Annotated in this window: 13 protein-coding genes; 11 read left to right on the top strand and 2 right to left on the bottom strand. The window is 39.4% G+C overall.

Going from position 1 to position 14,415, the window contains the following annotated elements; translation table 11 throughout:
• The first annotated feature begins 22 nt into the window (after positions 1 to 22).
• Both HZY91_RS08190 and HZY91_RS08185 read left to right on the top strand, forming a co-directional pair.
• Complete coding sequence (locus HZY91_RS08190) at positions 23 to 1,168, top strand: S-methyl thiohydantoin desulfurase family protein (protein WP_197115794.1); 1,146 nt, start codon at positions 23 to 25, stop codon at positions 1,166 to 1,168.
• A 5-nt stretch (positions 1,169 to 1,173) separates the two neighbouring features.
• Entirely contained in the window at positions 1,174 to 2,436 is a 1,263-nt protein-coding gene (locus HZY91_RS08185; RefSeq protein WP_197115793.1) for a cytosine permease, read from the top strand.
• Positions 2,437 to 2,557: 121 nt separating this feature from the next.
• On the opposite strand, the gene HZY91_RS08180 is transcribed toward HZY91_RS08185, so the two are convergent.
• Entirely contained in the window at positions 2,558 to 3,307 is a 750-nt protein-coding gene (locus HZY91_RS08180) for a MurR/RpiR family transcriptional regulator (RefSeq protein WP_197115792.1), read from the bottom strand.
• Between the two features lie 149 nt (positions 3,308 to 3,456).
• Here HZY91_RS08180 and pfkB point away from each other — a divergent pair, with 149 nt between their 5' ends.
• The 6 genes from pfkB (at position 3,457) to HZY91_RS08150 (ending at position 10,052) form a co-directional block, all read left to right on the top strand.
• Positions 3,457 to 4,374 (top strand): 1-phosphofructokinase, encoded by a 918-nt coding sequence (gene pfkB, locus HZY91_RS08175; protein ID WP_197115791.1) that lies wholly within the window; start codon positions 3,457 to 3,459, stop codon positions 4,372 to 4,374.
• 12 nt (positions 4,375 to 4,386) lie between these two features.
• Positions 4,387 to 5,799: a PTS fructose transporter subunit IIC gene (locus HZY91_RS08170; RefSeq protein WP_197115790.1), complete on the top strand. Its 1,413-nt coding sequence runs from the start codon at positions 4,387 to 4,389 to the stop codon at positions 5,797 to 5,799.
• Between the two features lie 25 nt (positions 5,800 to 5,824).
• The gene (locus tag HZY91_RS08165) at positions 5,825 to 6,280 is read left to right on the top strand and encodes a PTS sugar transporter subunit IIA (protein ID WP_197115789.1); all 456 of its coding nucleotides are present in this window, start codon (positions 5,825 to 5,827) and stop codon (positions 6,278 to 6,280) included.
• 1 nt (position 6,281) lies between these two features.
• Positions 6,282 to 7,265 carry a tagatose-bisphosphate aldolase gene (gene lacD / locus HZY91_RS08160; RefSeq protein ID WP_197115788.1) on the top strand — a complete coding sequence of 328 codons (984 nt, stop codon included), beginning with the start codon at positions 6,282 to 6,284 and terminating at the stop codon, positions 7,263 to 7,265.
• Between the two features lie 604 nt (positions 7,266 to 7,869).
• Positions 7,870 to 9,324 carry an ABC transporter substrate-binding protein/permease gene (locus HZY91_RS08155; protein ID WP_197115787.1) on the top strand — a complete coding sequence of 485 codons (1,455 nt, stop codon included), beginning with the start codon at positions 7,870 to 7,872 and terminating at the stop codon, positions 9,322 to 9,324.
• Positions 9,324 to 10,052, top strand: a complete 729-nt coding sequence (locus tag HZY91_RS08150) for an amino acid ABC transporter ATP-binding protein (protein ID WP_218957783.1) — start codon at positions 9,324 to 9,326, stop codon at positions 10,050 to 10,052. The genes HZY91_RS08155 and HZY91_RS08150 overlap by 1 nt, the downstream gene beginning before the upstream one ends.
• A gap of 87 nt (positions 10,053 to 10,139) precedes the next feature.
• Here the strand turns inward: HZY91_RS08150 and HZY91_RS08145 are convergent, their stop codons facing one another.
• Positions 10,140 to 11,132: a helix-turn-helix transcriptional regulator gene (locus HZY91_RS08145; protein WP_197115786.1), complete on the bottom strand. Its 993-nt coding sequence runs from the start codon at positions 11,130 to 11,132 to the stop codon at positions 10,140 to 10,142.
• A 300-nt stretch (positions 11,133 to 11,432) separates the two neighbouring features.
• Here HZY91_RS08145 and HZY91_RS08140 point away from each other — a divergent pair, with 300 nt between their 5' ends.
• From HZY91_RS08140 to HZY91_RS08130, 3 genes are read left to right on the top strand one after another with little or no spacing between them, the layout of a single operon-like run.
• Entirely contained in the window at positions 11,433 to 11,921 is a 489-nt protein-coding gene (locus tag HZY91_RS08140) for a FeoA family protein (RefSeq protein WP_197115785.1), read from the top strand.
• Complete coding sequence (feoB, locus tag HZY91_RS08135; protein WP_197115784.1) at positions 11,911 to 14,046, top strand: ferrous iron transport protein B; 2,136 nt, start codon at positions 11,911 to 11,913, stop codon at positions 14,044 to 14,046. Before HZY91_RS08140 ends, feoB begins: the two co-directional genes overlap by 11 nt.
• Positions 14,046 to 14,312, top strand: coding sequence for a hypothetical protein (locus tag HZY91_RS08130; RefSeq protein ID WP_197115783.1), 267 nt, complete (start codon positions 14,046 to 14,048; stop codon positions 14,310 to 14,312). Before feoB ends, HZY91_RS08130 begins: the two co-directional genes overlap by 1 nt.
• Positions 14,313 to 14,415 lie beyond the last annotated feature (103 nt).

Genomic DNA, 14,415 nt, shown 5'->3' with positions numbered 1-14,415 from the left:
AACACAAAAGGGAGATTTTACTATGGGGAAAAAGGTATTAAAAACGAGACAGGAAGTAGAAGATTTTGTAAGAGGTTGTACCTTTTATGGTGTAGGGGGTGGGGGATTGCCAGAGAATGGGATTCAATCTTTGATGTCAGAAATTGAGAAAGGAAACGAAGTTGGTTGGATTGATCCAGATGATATTGCAGATGATGCAGTCACGATCTGTCCATTCTTGATGGGGTCCATTGCTCCGCATACGGAAGAAGTTAAGAAAGAGATGGAAGGTTTTGGATTAACAGAAATAAAATATTCAGAAAAAGAACAATTAGCGATGGCTATGAAGTCGCTAGCTGATTATATGGGAGTTAAGATTGATGCGATGGTTCCGATTGAATTAGGTGGAGCTAATACTCCTGGGGGCATTGCGGCTGGTGTGTTAAATGGCTATCCGAGTGTAGATGGTGATTACACAGGAAGAGCGATCCCAGAAGTTCTACAAACAACTCCTTATATTGCGCAAAAGAAAATATGGCCGGTTGCTTGTGTAGATGCTTATGGGAATAAGTCATTTATTGAAGATGTTGTGAATCATCGAATGGTTGAAAGAATTGGTAAATTAATAGCTTCAGGTTCCTATGGTTTAGCAGGTCAAGCTGGATTTATTCTTTCTGGAAAAGAAATGAAGGAATTAGTTGTTAAAGGAACAATGACAGAATGTTTAGAATTAGGGAAACGAATAAGAGAAGCGAGAGAAGCAGGTGAAAATCCGGTTCAGGCCAGTATTCAACATTTAAATGGTCATCTGATGGCTGAAGGAAAAGTTATAAAAAAAGAAACGGATGATCGCTTAGGTTATTATTGGGGTACTTATACAATTGAAGGACAAAATGAGTATGCGAATAATGAATATAAGATATGGTTTAAGAATGAAAATCATATGATGTGGGAAAATGAAGAACCGATTATTACGAGTCCAGATGTGATAACGATTGTGGATATCAAGACAGGGGAGCCTTTCCCTAATCCAATTCTTGCAGAAGGTCAAGAAGTGGCTGTTATCGGGGTGAAATCTAGAGAAGTCTTTAATAATAAGCGAGGATTAGATGTCTTAGGACCACGCTATTTTGGATATGATGTCGATTATATTTCTGTTGATGAACGACGTAATGGTCAGAAAGGATAATATTCATGGAACAGGAGAATCGAGAAAGAGAAGATAAATTTTATGATTTTCCAAGTGAACCAGTGCCGACAGAAAATCGTCGATCTTTTTTTAACATCGCAATGGTGACGACTGGAATGGCTGTCGCTATGTCCACCTTATATACCGGTGCAAGTTTAGCCATGGTTCTGACATTTAAAGATGCTGTGTTAAGTGTTTTAATTGGTTGCGTAATTTTGTTCATCATTGCCTCATTAACGGGTAGTATCGGTGCTAACGAAGGGGTGGCATTTGCGATGTTAGCAAGGTATCCTTTTGGTAGAAATGGCTCAAAATTAGTGGGATTAATTTTTGCTATTTCTATGTTGGGTTGGTTTGCTTATCAAACAGGTTATTTTGGAGAAACCATTTATATTCTTGCACCGGATCATTTTTTGACTTCTGTCAAAATAGCCTCTTTATGGGGTGGTCTCCTGATGATGTCTACTGCCATTGTAGGCTATAAGGGGATGACGATTTTGAGTTATATCGCCTCTCCGTTATTATTAATTCTTTGCATTTATGGTGGTTATATTGCAATCCAACAAGTAGGCTTAGAAACAATAATTAATAATGTTCCGGAGAATCCACAATCATTGGGAACAGGTATTACAATTGTGATTGGTGGTTGGATTACAGGAGGAATTTTACAGCCGGATATTTCAAGATATGCCAAGAAGGCAACTGCGAATGTCGGTGGAGTCTTTATTGCCATGATCATCTTTTCAGTTGCCAATATTGGTGGACTATTAATTGCTAAGGCGACCATGGCAAATAATGTGATGGAAGGGCTTGTCATCTTGGGAATGGGGACAATAGCGCTGATGATTGTAATACTTGGCCAGTGGACAAGTAATGATAACAATTTATACTCGGCCTCTCTAGGGATTATTAATATATATCCTCATCTAAATAAACACGTTGTGAGTGCTGGAGCGGGTATCTTGTTTACGGCGATTGCTATTTTAGGGATTCAAAATTATTTTGTTGAATTTTTAAATTTCTTAGGTACCTTTTTACCTCCTTTTGGTGCCGTTCTCATTACAGACTATTATTTGTTGAATAATAGAAATCAGTATGATTTTAGTGACACCGCTGTGTTTCCGCCGATTAATTATTTAGCTTTTCTTTCGGTTGTAGTGGGTGGAACTTCGGCTTTCATATTAAAATGGGGATCGGGAGCCATTAATTCAATCCTTATAACAGTGATCGTGTATTATCTTCTGATGAAGACTTTTAAAAAGAAATAGTGATTATATAGAAGATGTAATTAGCTTTTAAGAAATATTCAATAAAACAAGACTAAGAAAAATATTCTTAGTCTTGTTTTATTTACAGATCATTATATTTAGTGAGTATAAATGAAGCCTGCTAATGTTTCTGTGTTCTTAAGACATATGCATCGAGTAAAATCCGAGCTAAGATTGATAAGGGTAAACGGGACCTCACTTCATAATCAGGGAAGAGTGAAACTTCAGATTTAAAGCCGATAAAGGGTATTTCAATATATTTCATGATGCTACCTGTCCGGTTTGCGGTTAATAAGATCGTGCCTATTTCGTTTCGGTAACAATTTTCTGCAGCAATTACCAGTTCTTCTGTTTCACCATTTAAGGATACAAAAATGACCACTTCATCATAAGTGATGCGTTTGCTGATACTTTTGATAATTTCTGGATCAGTGTGTAATTCGCAATATTTATCAGTTAATTGGAATTTAATCATCATTTCTTGAGCGATTAATTCTGAAAATCCACGTGCAAAAATAATGACTCTTTTAGCGACGCTGATTTTTTGTATGGCATCTTCTATATTTCCTATTTCGATCATATTGATGGTTCTAATCACTTCATGTTCATTTTTTAAGATAGCGGTACGGATTCCATGATCTGCTTTATCAAGGAGTGAGAAATTTATGTTTTGGCTGTCTTTTTCTTTTAAGTGATGTTTAAAAGCTGTAAAGCCTTCAAAGCCCTTTTTTTTCATTAGTCGAACAATGGTCGCAGTCGAAACATTTGCCTGTTCACTTAATTTTACAATCGAAATATTAGAGATTTCACTGATATTTTTTTGAATAAAATCCCAAAGATATTTTTCTGATTCACTTAAATTATGATCCATACTATCACCTCTATTCATATTATACGAATAAAATTTCGTAATATTAACTCTATTGAGAGAATATTGTAAAAGTTTTCTATCTTTTATTTGAATGTTGAAAACATATTCATCATATTTTAAAGGATAATAAAGTCAGAGGAGGCGACAGGGTGAAAATATATACTTGCACATTAAATTTAGCTATAGATCTGTTTATCGAGACGGATGAAATGGTTCCCTTAAAAGTAAATCGAACGATTGATGATGATATTCAAGCGAATGGAAAAGGAATTAATGTTTCTTTGGTATTAAACAAATTAGGTTATCAGTCAACAGCTTTAGGTTTTAAAGCCGGCTTTACAGGGCAGTTTATAGAGGACGAAATTAACCAAGAAGGGATTCAATCTAATTTTATCGAAGTTCCTGGTAATACTCGCATAAATGTATTCACTAAAGTTAATAATGAAGGCAAAGAATATAAATTAGTTAATAAAGGACCTTTTGTACCTCAAAAAGCAATTAGATCATTATTAGAACAGATTGAACAAATTGAACCGGGTTCGTATTTATGTTTGTCAGGCAGTTTTCCTAGAGGTGTAAAGCCAAGTCTTTTGATTGAAATTAGTGAAATTTGTTATCAAAGAAATATTAATTTGATTATTGATAATAGTTCGGCAGAGGTTATTGAGACTTTACCTTTTAAGCCGTTTTTAGTGAAGCCAAATGAAGAAGAAATATATGAATGGTTAGGGAAAGCAATTGGAAGTATCGATGATGCGAGACAACAGGCACAAAAATTAGCAGAATTGGGAGCACAACACGTTCTATTATCATTGGGTGCTAAAGGTTGTGTATATGCAAGTAAAGAAAAAACGTTATTCGGAAATTCTCCGAAAGGGAAGGTGATAAACACTGCTTGTTCTGGCGACACATTATTGGCTACTTTTTTGGCAAATTATTTAAGTCATAAGTCGCTTAAAGACGCTTTAAGAGAATCAATTGCAGCTGGAAGTTCAACGGCGTTCAGACAAGGTTTGACAGATTTTTCAGATGTGGAAGAGTTAAAGAAACAGATCAAAATAAAATAAGGAGAAATGAAAATGGAAAAATATAAAATAGTGGCAGCTACAGGTTGTCCAACTGGTATTGCTCATACTTACATGGCTCAAGAGGCACTTGAACAAGCGGCAAATGCGAAAGGTGTCTCTATAAAAGTAGAAACTCATGGTCAAGTGGGGATTGAAAATGAATTATCAGAAAAAGAAATTGCTGAAGCAGAGGCTATTATTATTGCTTCAGATAAGGATGTTCAAGCTGAGCGATTTGCTGGTAAGCGGGTCATTGATGTTTCTGTTGGAAAAGGGATAAAAGAAGCAGATAAGTTGATCGAAGATGCTCTAAGTGGAAAAGGAAAGATTTATAAAGGTGAAAACTCAGAATCGAAAGTTGAACCTATACAAGATGATCATGATGATCGGACTTCTCTGGGACATAATATTTATAAGCATTTAATGAACGGTGTTTCTCATATGCTTCCATTTGTTGTAGCTGGAGGAGTTCTTGTGGCAATATCTTTTGCTGTTTGGGGAGTGTTCTCATTTGATCCTGAGCATGCACAATACAATCCAATGGCTGCAATGTTAAAAGACATTGGAGGGACTGCGATGGGGCTCATGGTTCCCATACTCGCCGCTTTTATTGCGGAAAGTATAGCTAAACGATCTGGATTGGTTGCTGGATTTGTAGGAGGGGTAGTTGCTAATAATGGAGGTACTGGATTTTTAGGAGGTATTCTTGCGGGATTCCTTGCAGGATATGTTATTTTATTGCTTCAAAAAGTGTTTCAAAAATTACCAAAATCTTTAGATGGATTAAAAGCCATTTTTCTCTACCCAGTTTTTGGTGTAGCAATTGTGGGGATAAGCATGTCTTTACTTTCCGGTCCAATGAATGCGATTAATCAAGGTATGATGGATTTTCTAGCTAGTTTTGAAAATTCTAATCCGCTATTATTAGGGATTATTGTCGGTTGTATGTCCGCATTTGATATGGGAGGTCCTGTTAATAAGGCTGCTTATGTAACCGGAACAGCGTTATTAGCACAGGGTAACGCAACGTTTATGGCAGGAGTTTCAGCAGCGTGTATTGCTCCCCCGTTGATTACTGGGTTTGCGACATTATTTTTTGGGAAATATTTTTCTAGAAACGATCGTAATGCCGGACTCGTTAATTTTATTTTAGGATCGACACATATTACAGAAGGTGCCATACCGTTTGCTGCTAAAGATCCCTTGCGTGTCCTTCCGACGATGATGCTGGGCTCATCCATTGCAGCAGTCATGACCTACTTGTTTAAAGTTAAAGTTCCGGCTCCTCATGGGGGATTTCTTGTATTACCGGTTGTTGAAGGGAAAATACAGTGGGTTTTAGCTATCTTAATTGGATCAATTATTGGTGGTATTATTCTAGGATTTATACAAAAAAATCAATTTCAAAAAGATAATGCAAAATAAATAGAATGGTTAAGGAGAGGTGCATATGAATTTCATTAAGCCAGAATTGGTATATTTAAACCAAAAATTTCTGAATCAAAATGAAGCATTAAACTTTATCGCAATACAAGCGGTAAAAAATAACATCGCAAAAGATCAGGATTCATTATTAAGTTCTTTCATTCAAAGAGAAGAAGAAGGTTCTACTGGGATGATGGATGGTTTTGCGATTCCGCATGCTAAGCATGAAACAATTAATGCCGCTAGTTTAATGATCGTTAAATTAGACTCAGGATTAGATTGGGCAAGTATGGATGGATTGCCAGTAGAGGTGATTATTGCCTTAATGGTACCGTCGGAAGAATCAGGAACCACTCATTTAAAAATTTTATCAAAATTGGCTCGTTTATTGATGCATCAGGATGTTGTGAACTATATAAAAGAGAGTCAGTCAGAAAATGCTATTGCAGAGTTTTTAAATTCTAAATTAGAGGAAGCATAGTATGAAAAAAATCAATAAAGAAAAGTGGAAACATGTTGAAAAGTTATTGAATGATCAAGGGATCATTGGGGCTCTAGCGATTGATCAGCGAGGGGCTTTAAAACGTATGATGAAATCATATAAAGAGCCGTCTGATCGTGATATGATTGATTTTAAAACAATTGTTTCAGAAAAGCTTACTCCTTATGCCTCTTCCATTTTATTAGATCCTGAATATGGTATTCCTGCAGCTGATAATAAAGATGCGAACTGTGGTTTACTGCTTGCATATGAAAAGACGGGTTATGACAGTAATGATTTAGGAAAAATGCCAGATTTGCTTGATGAGTGGTCTGTTAAAAGATTAAAAGAGGCAGGAGCAGATGCTTGTAAATTTTTAATCTATTATGATGCTGACCAAATAGAAATTAACCGATTAAAGAAAATTATAATTGAGCGAATTGGTTCAGAATGTATTGCCGAAAACATACCTTTCTTTTTGGAAATCTTAACCTTTGACCAGGAGATATCAGATAATAAGTCAAAAGAATTTGCAAAGGTTAAGCCACAAAAAGTCATTGATGCTATGAAGGAGTTTTCTGATGATCGCTATAATATTGATGTATTGAAGGTAGAAATTCCCGTTAATATGAATTATGTTGAAGGCTATGGGCAGGAAAGTGTATATACGCAACAAGAAGCAGCTCAATTATTTATTGAACAGAGTAAATGTACAAATTTACCCTTTATTTTTCTTAGCGCAGGTGTGAGTCCTGAAATGTTTCAGGAGACTTTATTATTTGCTAAAAGTGCGGGTTCTGAATTTAATGGCGTACTATGTGGACGTGCAACTTGGGCAGAGGGTGTCAGAGTGTATGCTAATGAAGGAGAACATCAGGCTAAGCAGTGGATGGGAGAAAAAGGTAAGAAAAACCTTTTAAGCTTGAATGAAGTGATTTCTCAGACTGCTTCACCTGTTTCTCAAAGATTACAATCTTTAGAATAATAGTTAAATTCAACTTTCTAGAAGAAGTTTGGATATTCTTAGTTAAGAAGTCATTAGATAAGAGGCTGTGATAGGAGTTTATTATTTCTTTCATCATTTTAATCATTGCGAATGAATACTGAGAAAAGAGTCGTGGTGTTTATGAAAAACGTTCTTCGAATTTTTACACTCGCAAGACGAAAGAAGATCTACGTAGCTTGCCTTGTTTTAGCAACTTGTTGCTTAGACAAGGCCTAGTAGAGCTAGACCGAAAAAAGAGTTGGCCAGTTGAAGAACTGGCCAACTCTTTTGTAGGGCGGTCTCTTGCGAGGCAAAGGTTCGGAGGATGGATCGTTTTTTCAAAAACAAATAACGGATGTCACATCCTCTTCTTTGCGAGATCATCGCAAATGTGTTGAGCGATTTTACCTGACTCGTTTCCATATAATGGATGCCAGAATTAAGAATTAAAATTTTAAAAGATTGAAAAATAAATTTATTTTCATAAAAACCTATTGCTGCAGTCATAAGAGCTGTTTTCGCTCGTCGGATTCGACTGTGACAATGCAAACTTTTTGCTTGAAATTTAATTTATATTTATAATTTATAAGCAAGGAGTGAATTTATGAAAATAACCTACAAGAGGTTTTTGAAGAAAAGTTTAATAATGTTGCTGTTTTTATTTTCAATTTTGGGTTCTTTGACTGGTCTCCAGGTAAAGGCGACGGAGTCAGGTGACCAAGAGACGTATTCGATCATTACGTCTTCAGATTATGCCCCTTTTGAATTTACCGATAATAAGGGTGAATTGGTGGGGATTGATATCGAAATTCTTGAAGCGATTGCGGAAGAAGAGGGCTTTGAGATTGAATACAAATTAATGCCTTTCTCTTCTGGCTTACAAGCTTTAGAGAGTAACCAGGCAGATGGAATGATCGCTGCCATGGGGATTACCGATGAACGGAAGAACTCTTTTGATTTCTCTGATCCCTATTTTGAAGTGGGATCGATGTTTGCGGTTAAGAAGGATTCTTCGTTTGAGTCTTTAGAGGATTTGGAAGGTCAAATGGTGGCGACCAAAATTGGTTCACAAGGGGCTGATATTGCCAACCGTTTACAGGAAGAATATGGTTATAAGATTACGACCTTTGAAGATTCGGTCAATATGTATCAAGACGTGATTGCAGGGAATAGTCAGGCTGTCATTGAAGACTATCCCGTGATGGCCTATGCCGCAAAAACCGGAGCTGTTGATTTAAGGTTAATTGGGGAAGAAATTGATCAATTGCCTTTAGGCTTTGCGGTTAATAAAGGGCAGAATCCTGAACTATTAGAGAAATTTAACGCTGGTTTGGCTAAGTTGAAAGAGTCAGGCCAGTATGATGAGATTATTAATCGTTATGTAGGTGATGAAGTTGAGGCCATGGATAAATCATTCATTGGTCAATTTGTTGCTAATTTTCCTGCCTTGATGAAAGGGCTAGGCAAAACCGTTATCGTGACCATCTTATCTTTACTGATTGCGTTTATTTTGGGGATTATTCTAGGACTCTTCAATTCGTCCAGTAATAAGTTACTATCAACTATCTCCAGTTTTTATATTGATATTATGCGGGGGTTGCCACTTTTAGTCTTAGCTTTCTTCATTTACTTTGGGATTCCGCAAATGACCGGTATGAAATTCTCTAACATGACGGCGGGGGTCTTGACCCTTGGTTTAAATGCGGCGGCTTATATTGCAGAGATTGTCCGTGGAGGGATCCAATCGATTGCCAAGGGGCAGATGGAGGCCGGTCGGTCTTTAGGTTTAACTCGTAAAACGACCCTCCGCAAAATTGTCTTACCCCAAGCCTTGAAAATCATGATCCCTTCGTTTGTTAACCAGCTGATTATCACGCTGAAAGATACTTCGGTTCTCTCCGTGATTGGTCTAGTCGAACTGACTCAAACAGGTCGAATTATTATTGCGAGAACCTATCAATCAGGTTCCATGTGGCTAATTGTCGGGATAATTTATGTGGTGATTATTACCATTCTAAGTAAATTATCGAACCGACTTGAGAAGGAGTTGAGAGTCTAATGTCAATTATTGAAGTAAAAGGTTTAAAGAAGTCTTTTGGTAAGCACCAAGTGTTGAAATCAATTGATATGTCAGTGAATAAAGGTGAAGTGGTCTGTATTATCGGTCCATCCGGATCGGGGAAATCGACCCTTCTGCGTTGTCTGAATCGTCTAGAGAAGATTAATGGGGGAACGGTTGTGATTGATGGGGTGGATATCACTTCACCAGATATTGATATTAATAAAGCTCGGGAACATATCGGAATGGTTTTCCAACATTTTAACCTCTTTCCGCATTTAACGATTCGTCAGAATATTACCATGGCACCCGTAGAGTTGAATAAGATGACTCAGGAAGAAGCTGATCAAGAGGCTGAGCGTCTCCTAGAAATCGTTGGCATGTCGGAAAAAGCGGATGTTTATCCGGCTTCTCTATCAGGGGGCCAGAAGCAGCGGGTGGCGATTGCGAGAGCCCTCGCCATGAAGCCAAATGTTATGCTGTTTGATGAACCGACTTCCGCCTTGGACCCTGAGATGGTTGGAGATGTCTTGGCTGTTATGCAAGACCTAGCTAACGATGGAATGACCATGGTGGTCGTGACACATGAAATGGGCTTTGCTCGGGAAGTTTCTGATCGGGTAATCTTTATGGAAGAAGGTTATGTGATCGAGGACGCGAGTCCTGACCAAGTCTTTGACCACCCAGCTGAAGCCCGAACCAAAGAGTTCTTGGATAAAGTATTATAGAAGAATAGACAGTAAGAAGAGAGACACCCTTTGCCTGTCTGCCAAGGTCAGTTCAATCTGAACCTGGAGACGGCTGAGGGTGTCTTTTTATTGAATTTGTTGGCTAGCTTTAGGACATTGGTGGACAGGCGCTTCATTGGTTTGGGCAATCTTGCGCACGTCTTTTGAATGAATTCCCTTGTAGCGTTTGAAGAGGGTAGTCAACCGGCTGGCCGATTGATAGCCAACAGATTTTGCGATATCTTTGATTTCCATATCGGTAGTTAGCAGCAAGTTTTCGGCAATATTGATGCGCTTGCGTTGGGTGTATTCGGTAATAGACATGTGAAAGTGCTTCTTGAATGTTGTTTTTAATTTGGTACCACTCATCAAGGCAATGTCTTCTAAGAGTTTTTGGGGAATTTCACTGGCGTAATGGTTGTTGATGTAGGCGGCGACCTTCTCAATGGCTTCGCGATCGTTGTGTTTAAGCGGTTTTTCTTCTTGTTCTTGCATGAGCGCTTGGAGGGTGATGCTGAGCCATTCCTTACTTTTCGCTTCAAAGAATAGGTGACTGGCAGTGGGGCACATACTGCAATGAATCATCTCTTGGGCGATCGAGCCAATTTTTTGAGCGAGGGCTGGGTTGGTTTTGACAATGGGTTGGGACGGATCGAAAGCTTCTAAGGGGCGGTCCCAATATTGTGCAATGAGAGGCTCTTTGAAGAGAATATTCAAACTGAGCCAAAGCGCCTGCCGGTGTAAGACAAAAGAAGGAAGAGGACGACTTGCGGGATGAATATACAGCGAATTGCTCTCGATGGATTGGTAGGGCTGTAGCCATTCTCCCTTGGCAGATGAGAGGTAAGTTGATTCAATACTGGTTGAATCAACATCAGCTGTCATGGAATTAAAGACAATATTCTCTTTGATGAAGAGATCATGAATGGTGAGGGAGAAGGAGTCAGTCTCATAATGCCAAAGGTTTCCTTGGTAGTCTTCTTGGTCAATGAGGAAAGTTTTGCCAATGGGATTAAATTTTTGGCATAAGTGACAATCCTCACAATTTAAGCTGGTGTGGGTGGGCTTAATCGGAATCATGGTGGGCTCCTTTCAGAATGGTTCGAATAGACACTCTCACAATTAGACTTGTTTAGTAGTTAACATTGTATCAAGGAATAGGGATTGATACAATAACTTTACGTGATTGATGGTTGCATACAAACTTTTGCTTAAAAATTGGACGATTAAATTTTTGTTTGTTTATGTCTAATTGGTATGTTGAACTAGCAAAGAATATTTCAATTAAGAGTGCGGAAGCGAGCCGAGCGAATCTTGAAGAGGTGTCGATTCTGCGTAAAGTTTGTTAAATAATAAACAAATAGTAGGGGAGGTTGCATCGTGAAAGAAGTTTCTTTGAACTACTTGCGTAAGGGCGATCGAGGAAGAATTCAAGGGATTTCGACTTCAGAAGAAGGCCGTAAACATTTGAATCGTTTGGGTTTAGTGGTAGGGGCGACTGTGGAGGTAGTTGCTACCTATCAAGAGGAAATGATTGTAGGGGTGAAAGGAAGTCGTTTGGGTCTCTCTAAGGAATATACCCAAGCGATTCAGGTAGAGAGAGTGGCCTTTGAAGCATCTGCTCTTGTGCCCTTAAGCCAAGTTGTAATTGGGGAAACCGTGAGGATTGCTAATGTAAAGGGGGAACCCCTTTTGCGTAAAAGGTTGATGGATATGGGGATTACCAAGAATGCGAAGATTCGAGTTTTAAAAATTGCCCCCTTAGGCGACCCTTTGGAAGTGAGAGTACGAGGCTATCAATTGTCTTTGCGGAAGCAAGAGGCTGATTTTATTGAAACCGTGGCGATCGGAGGGACAAATGATGCGTAGAATTGCTTTAGTAGGGAATCCTAATAGTGGTAAGACGACCTTATTTAATGCTTTAACCGGTTCGAATCAGAAGGTAGGGAATTGGCCCGGGGTAACGGTGACGAAGACGGAAGGCCGCTTAAGAAAAGCGTCTGATACGGTGGTTGTTGATTTGCCAGGTATTTACTCTCTGTCTCCTTATACGACGGAAGAAGTGGTAGCACGAGACTTTCTCTTAGATGAAAGACCTGAACTGATTTTGAATGTGGTCGATGGGACCAATCTTGAGCGCAGTTTATACCTTACGAGCCAATTATTGGAATTAGAATTACCCATGGTCATTGCCTTTAATATGGCGGATCTAGTTGAAAAAGCGAAGACCGTAGTGGATTTGAAGCAAATGCAAGCCCTATTCAAAGTGCCGGTGATGGCCATTTCCGCTAATAAAAGAAAAGGCTTGGATGCGTTGATTGAAAGGCTTCAAACGGCAAAAGCAATCGGTCAGCCCATTAGCTTCTCGCCCGTCGTAGAAGAGCAATTGACTAAGATTCAACAAGAACTTAATAAAGAAAGCTTACCCAAATTCTGGGCGATTAAATACTTTGAACGTGATCAAAAGATGATCCGGAAAGATTGCCTGGAGGGAGAATGCCCAATCATTGAATCGATCATTGCCCAGTCGGAAGCATGGTTGGATAGTGATGGTGAGTCGATCATCGCGAGTGAACGCTATGATTGGATCGAAACGGCGATGGATCAGATTTATTGTCAACGTTCAGCTGGAAAGACCTTGACCGACCGAATTGATGAAATTGTTACCCATCGCTGGTTGGGGATTCCAATTTTTCTAATGGTGATGTATGGGGTATATTATTTATCGATCACGACATTGGGGACTTTGGGAACGGATTGGGTGAATGAAGTCTTGTTTGGTGAGATTGTTCCCGAAACGGTGACTCACTTTCTGGAAGGCCTGGCCATTCATCCACTCTTGATTAGTCTGGTGGTGGAGGGCATCATTACCGGTGTAGGGGCTGTGCTAGGTTTTATTCCTCAGATGGCCATGCTCTTTCTGTGCTTGGCAGTCTTAGAAGATTGTGGTTATATGGCTCGAATTGCCTTTGTCATGGATCGAGTGTTTAAGAAATTTGGCCTCTCAGGTAAAAGTTTTATTCCTCTTTTAGTAGGGTCTGGCTGTTCAGTTCCTGGTATTCAGGCTTCAAGAACAATTGAGAATGAACAGAATCGCCAATTAACAATTTTGACGACGTCCTTTATCCCTTGTTCTGCCAAGCTCCCGGTTATCGCCTTGATTGCGAATGCGATCTTTGACGGATCGCAGTGGGTGGCGTTCAGCATGTATCTTGCAGGGATTGCCTCAGTCTTGATCTCGAGTATTCTCTTGAAGAAGGTGCTCTTTGGTAAAGCTGAAGCCATTCCCTTTGTGATGGAATTGCCAGCCTATCATCTCCCAGAATGGACCTCTTTACTCAAGGTGGTCTGGAAGAAAGTTCGCTCTTTTGTGACCCGAGCTGGTTCAGTGATCTTTATTTCTTCCTGTCTGATTTGGTTTCTGGCTTCCTTCTCCTATCAGCTAGCGCCTGTTGAAGAGGCGAGTCAGAGCTTGTTGGCTATGCTGGGTGGCCTCTTTTCTCCTCTTTTTGCGCCTTTAGGCTTTGGTGATTGGCAGTCAGTGACGGCAACCATTCAAGGTTTTATTGCGAAGGAGAATGTGGTCTCTACTCTTGGGGTGATTCAAGGCCTCGGTGGCGAAGTGGATGAGAGTTCAGCTTCTTTATTAGTTGGGATGGGCCAGCAATTTACTCAAACTTCTGCCATTTCTTTCTTAGTTTTTAATATGTTGTGTATGCCATGCTTTGCTGCGGTTGGCGCGATGCGAACGGAATTTAACGATGATCGTATGGCTTTGATGGCCGTCCTGTATCAAATGTTTTATGCTTATAGCATCGCTTTTATCGTCTACCATCTGATGGGATTCTTTAGCGGAAGTCTACCCTTGACAGTGGCAACGGTTGGGGCTTTCCTTCTTTTAGGAAGCTTACTTGTCTTATTGCTAGCTCCTGCTAACCTTGTTTACCAATGGACCCATTGGTCGATGCTTTCTCCAAGTAAGGAGGCTGCTTAATGAACTTGCAATCGATTTTATTGCTAGTGGGCATTTTGGCTGTGATCGTCTCTTTAATCAGAAAAGAATGGAAGCGCAAGTCGCAAGGAAAGGCGCCATGCTTCACGTGTACAGTGACGGATTGTCCTTTAGCGGGATTGCCTATTCAGAATCAACAACACCGTCTACGAGCAAATTGTGTTCAGTCTTCTTCCCTTAAGATGCAGGCAAGTGCTTTGCAGGAGAGGTCCCAAGAACCAAGCGCAAAAGTAAAATGGAATGGCTAATCCATGAATAGAATCTATTGAGGATGACAAGCGTATCGAGCAATCGATACGCTTTTGTGCTTTGCAAGGGTGTTTTTAGTGGGAGAGGGGTTGAAATGGAGAC

The sequence above is a fragment of the Facklamia lactis genome (genome assembly GCF_015863205.1).
Classification (GTDB): Bacteria; Bacillota; Bacilli; order Lactobacillales; family Aerococcaceae; genus Facklamia; species Facklamia lactis.
The sequence above is the reverse complement of the archived record's forward strand: the minus strand, read 5'-3'. Positions and strand labels throughout refer to the sequence as shown.

Coding starts and splice junctions, on each gene's coding strand:
- HZY91_RS08190 (WP_197115794.1), top strand. CDS start 23: ATGGGGAAAAAGGTATTAAAAACGAGACAGGAAGTAGAAGATTTTGTA.
- HZY91_RS08185 (WP_197115793.1), top strand. CDS start 1,174: ATGGAACAGGAGAATCGAGAAAGAGAAGATAAATTTTATGATTTTCCA.
- HZY91_RS08180 (WP_197115792.1), bottom strand. CDS start 3,307: ATGGATCATAATTTAAGTGAATCAGAAAAATATCTTTGGGATTTTATT.
- HZY91_RS08170 (WP_197115790.1), top strand. CDS start 4,387: ATGGAAAAATATAAAATAGTGGCAGCTACAGGTTGTCCAACTGGTATT.
- HZY91_RS08165 (WP_197115789.1), top strand. CDS start 5,825: ATGAATTTCATTAAGCCAGAATTGGTATATTTAAACCAAAAATTTCTG.
- lacD (WP_197115788.1), top strand. CDS start 6,282: ATGAAAAAAATCAATAAAGAAAAGTGGAAACATGTTGAAAAGTTATTG.
- HZY91_RS08155 (WP_197115787.1), top strand. CDS start 7,870: ATGAAAATAACCTACAAGAGGTTTTTGAAGAAAAGTTTAATAATGTTG.
- HZY91_RS08150 (WP_218957783.1), top strand. CDS start 9,324: ATGTCAATTATTGAAGTAAAAGGTTTAAAGAAGTCTTTTGGTAAGCAC.
- HZY91_RS08145 (WP_197115786.1), bottom strand. CDS start 11,132: ATGATTCCGATTAAGCCCACCCACACCAGCTTAAATTGTGAGGATTGT.
- feoB (WP_197115784.1), top strand. CDS start 11,911: ATGATGCGTAGAATTGCTTTAGTAGGGAATCCTAATAGTGGTAAGACG.
- HZY91_RS08130 (WP_197115783.1), top strand. CDS start 14,046: ATGAACTTGCAATCGATTTTATTGCTAGTGGGCATTTTGGCTGTGATC.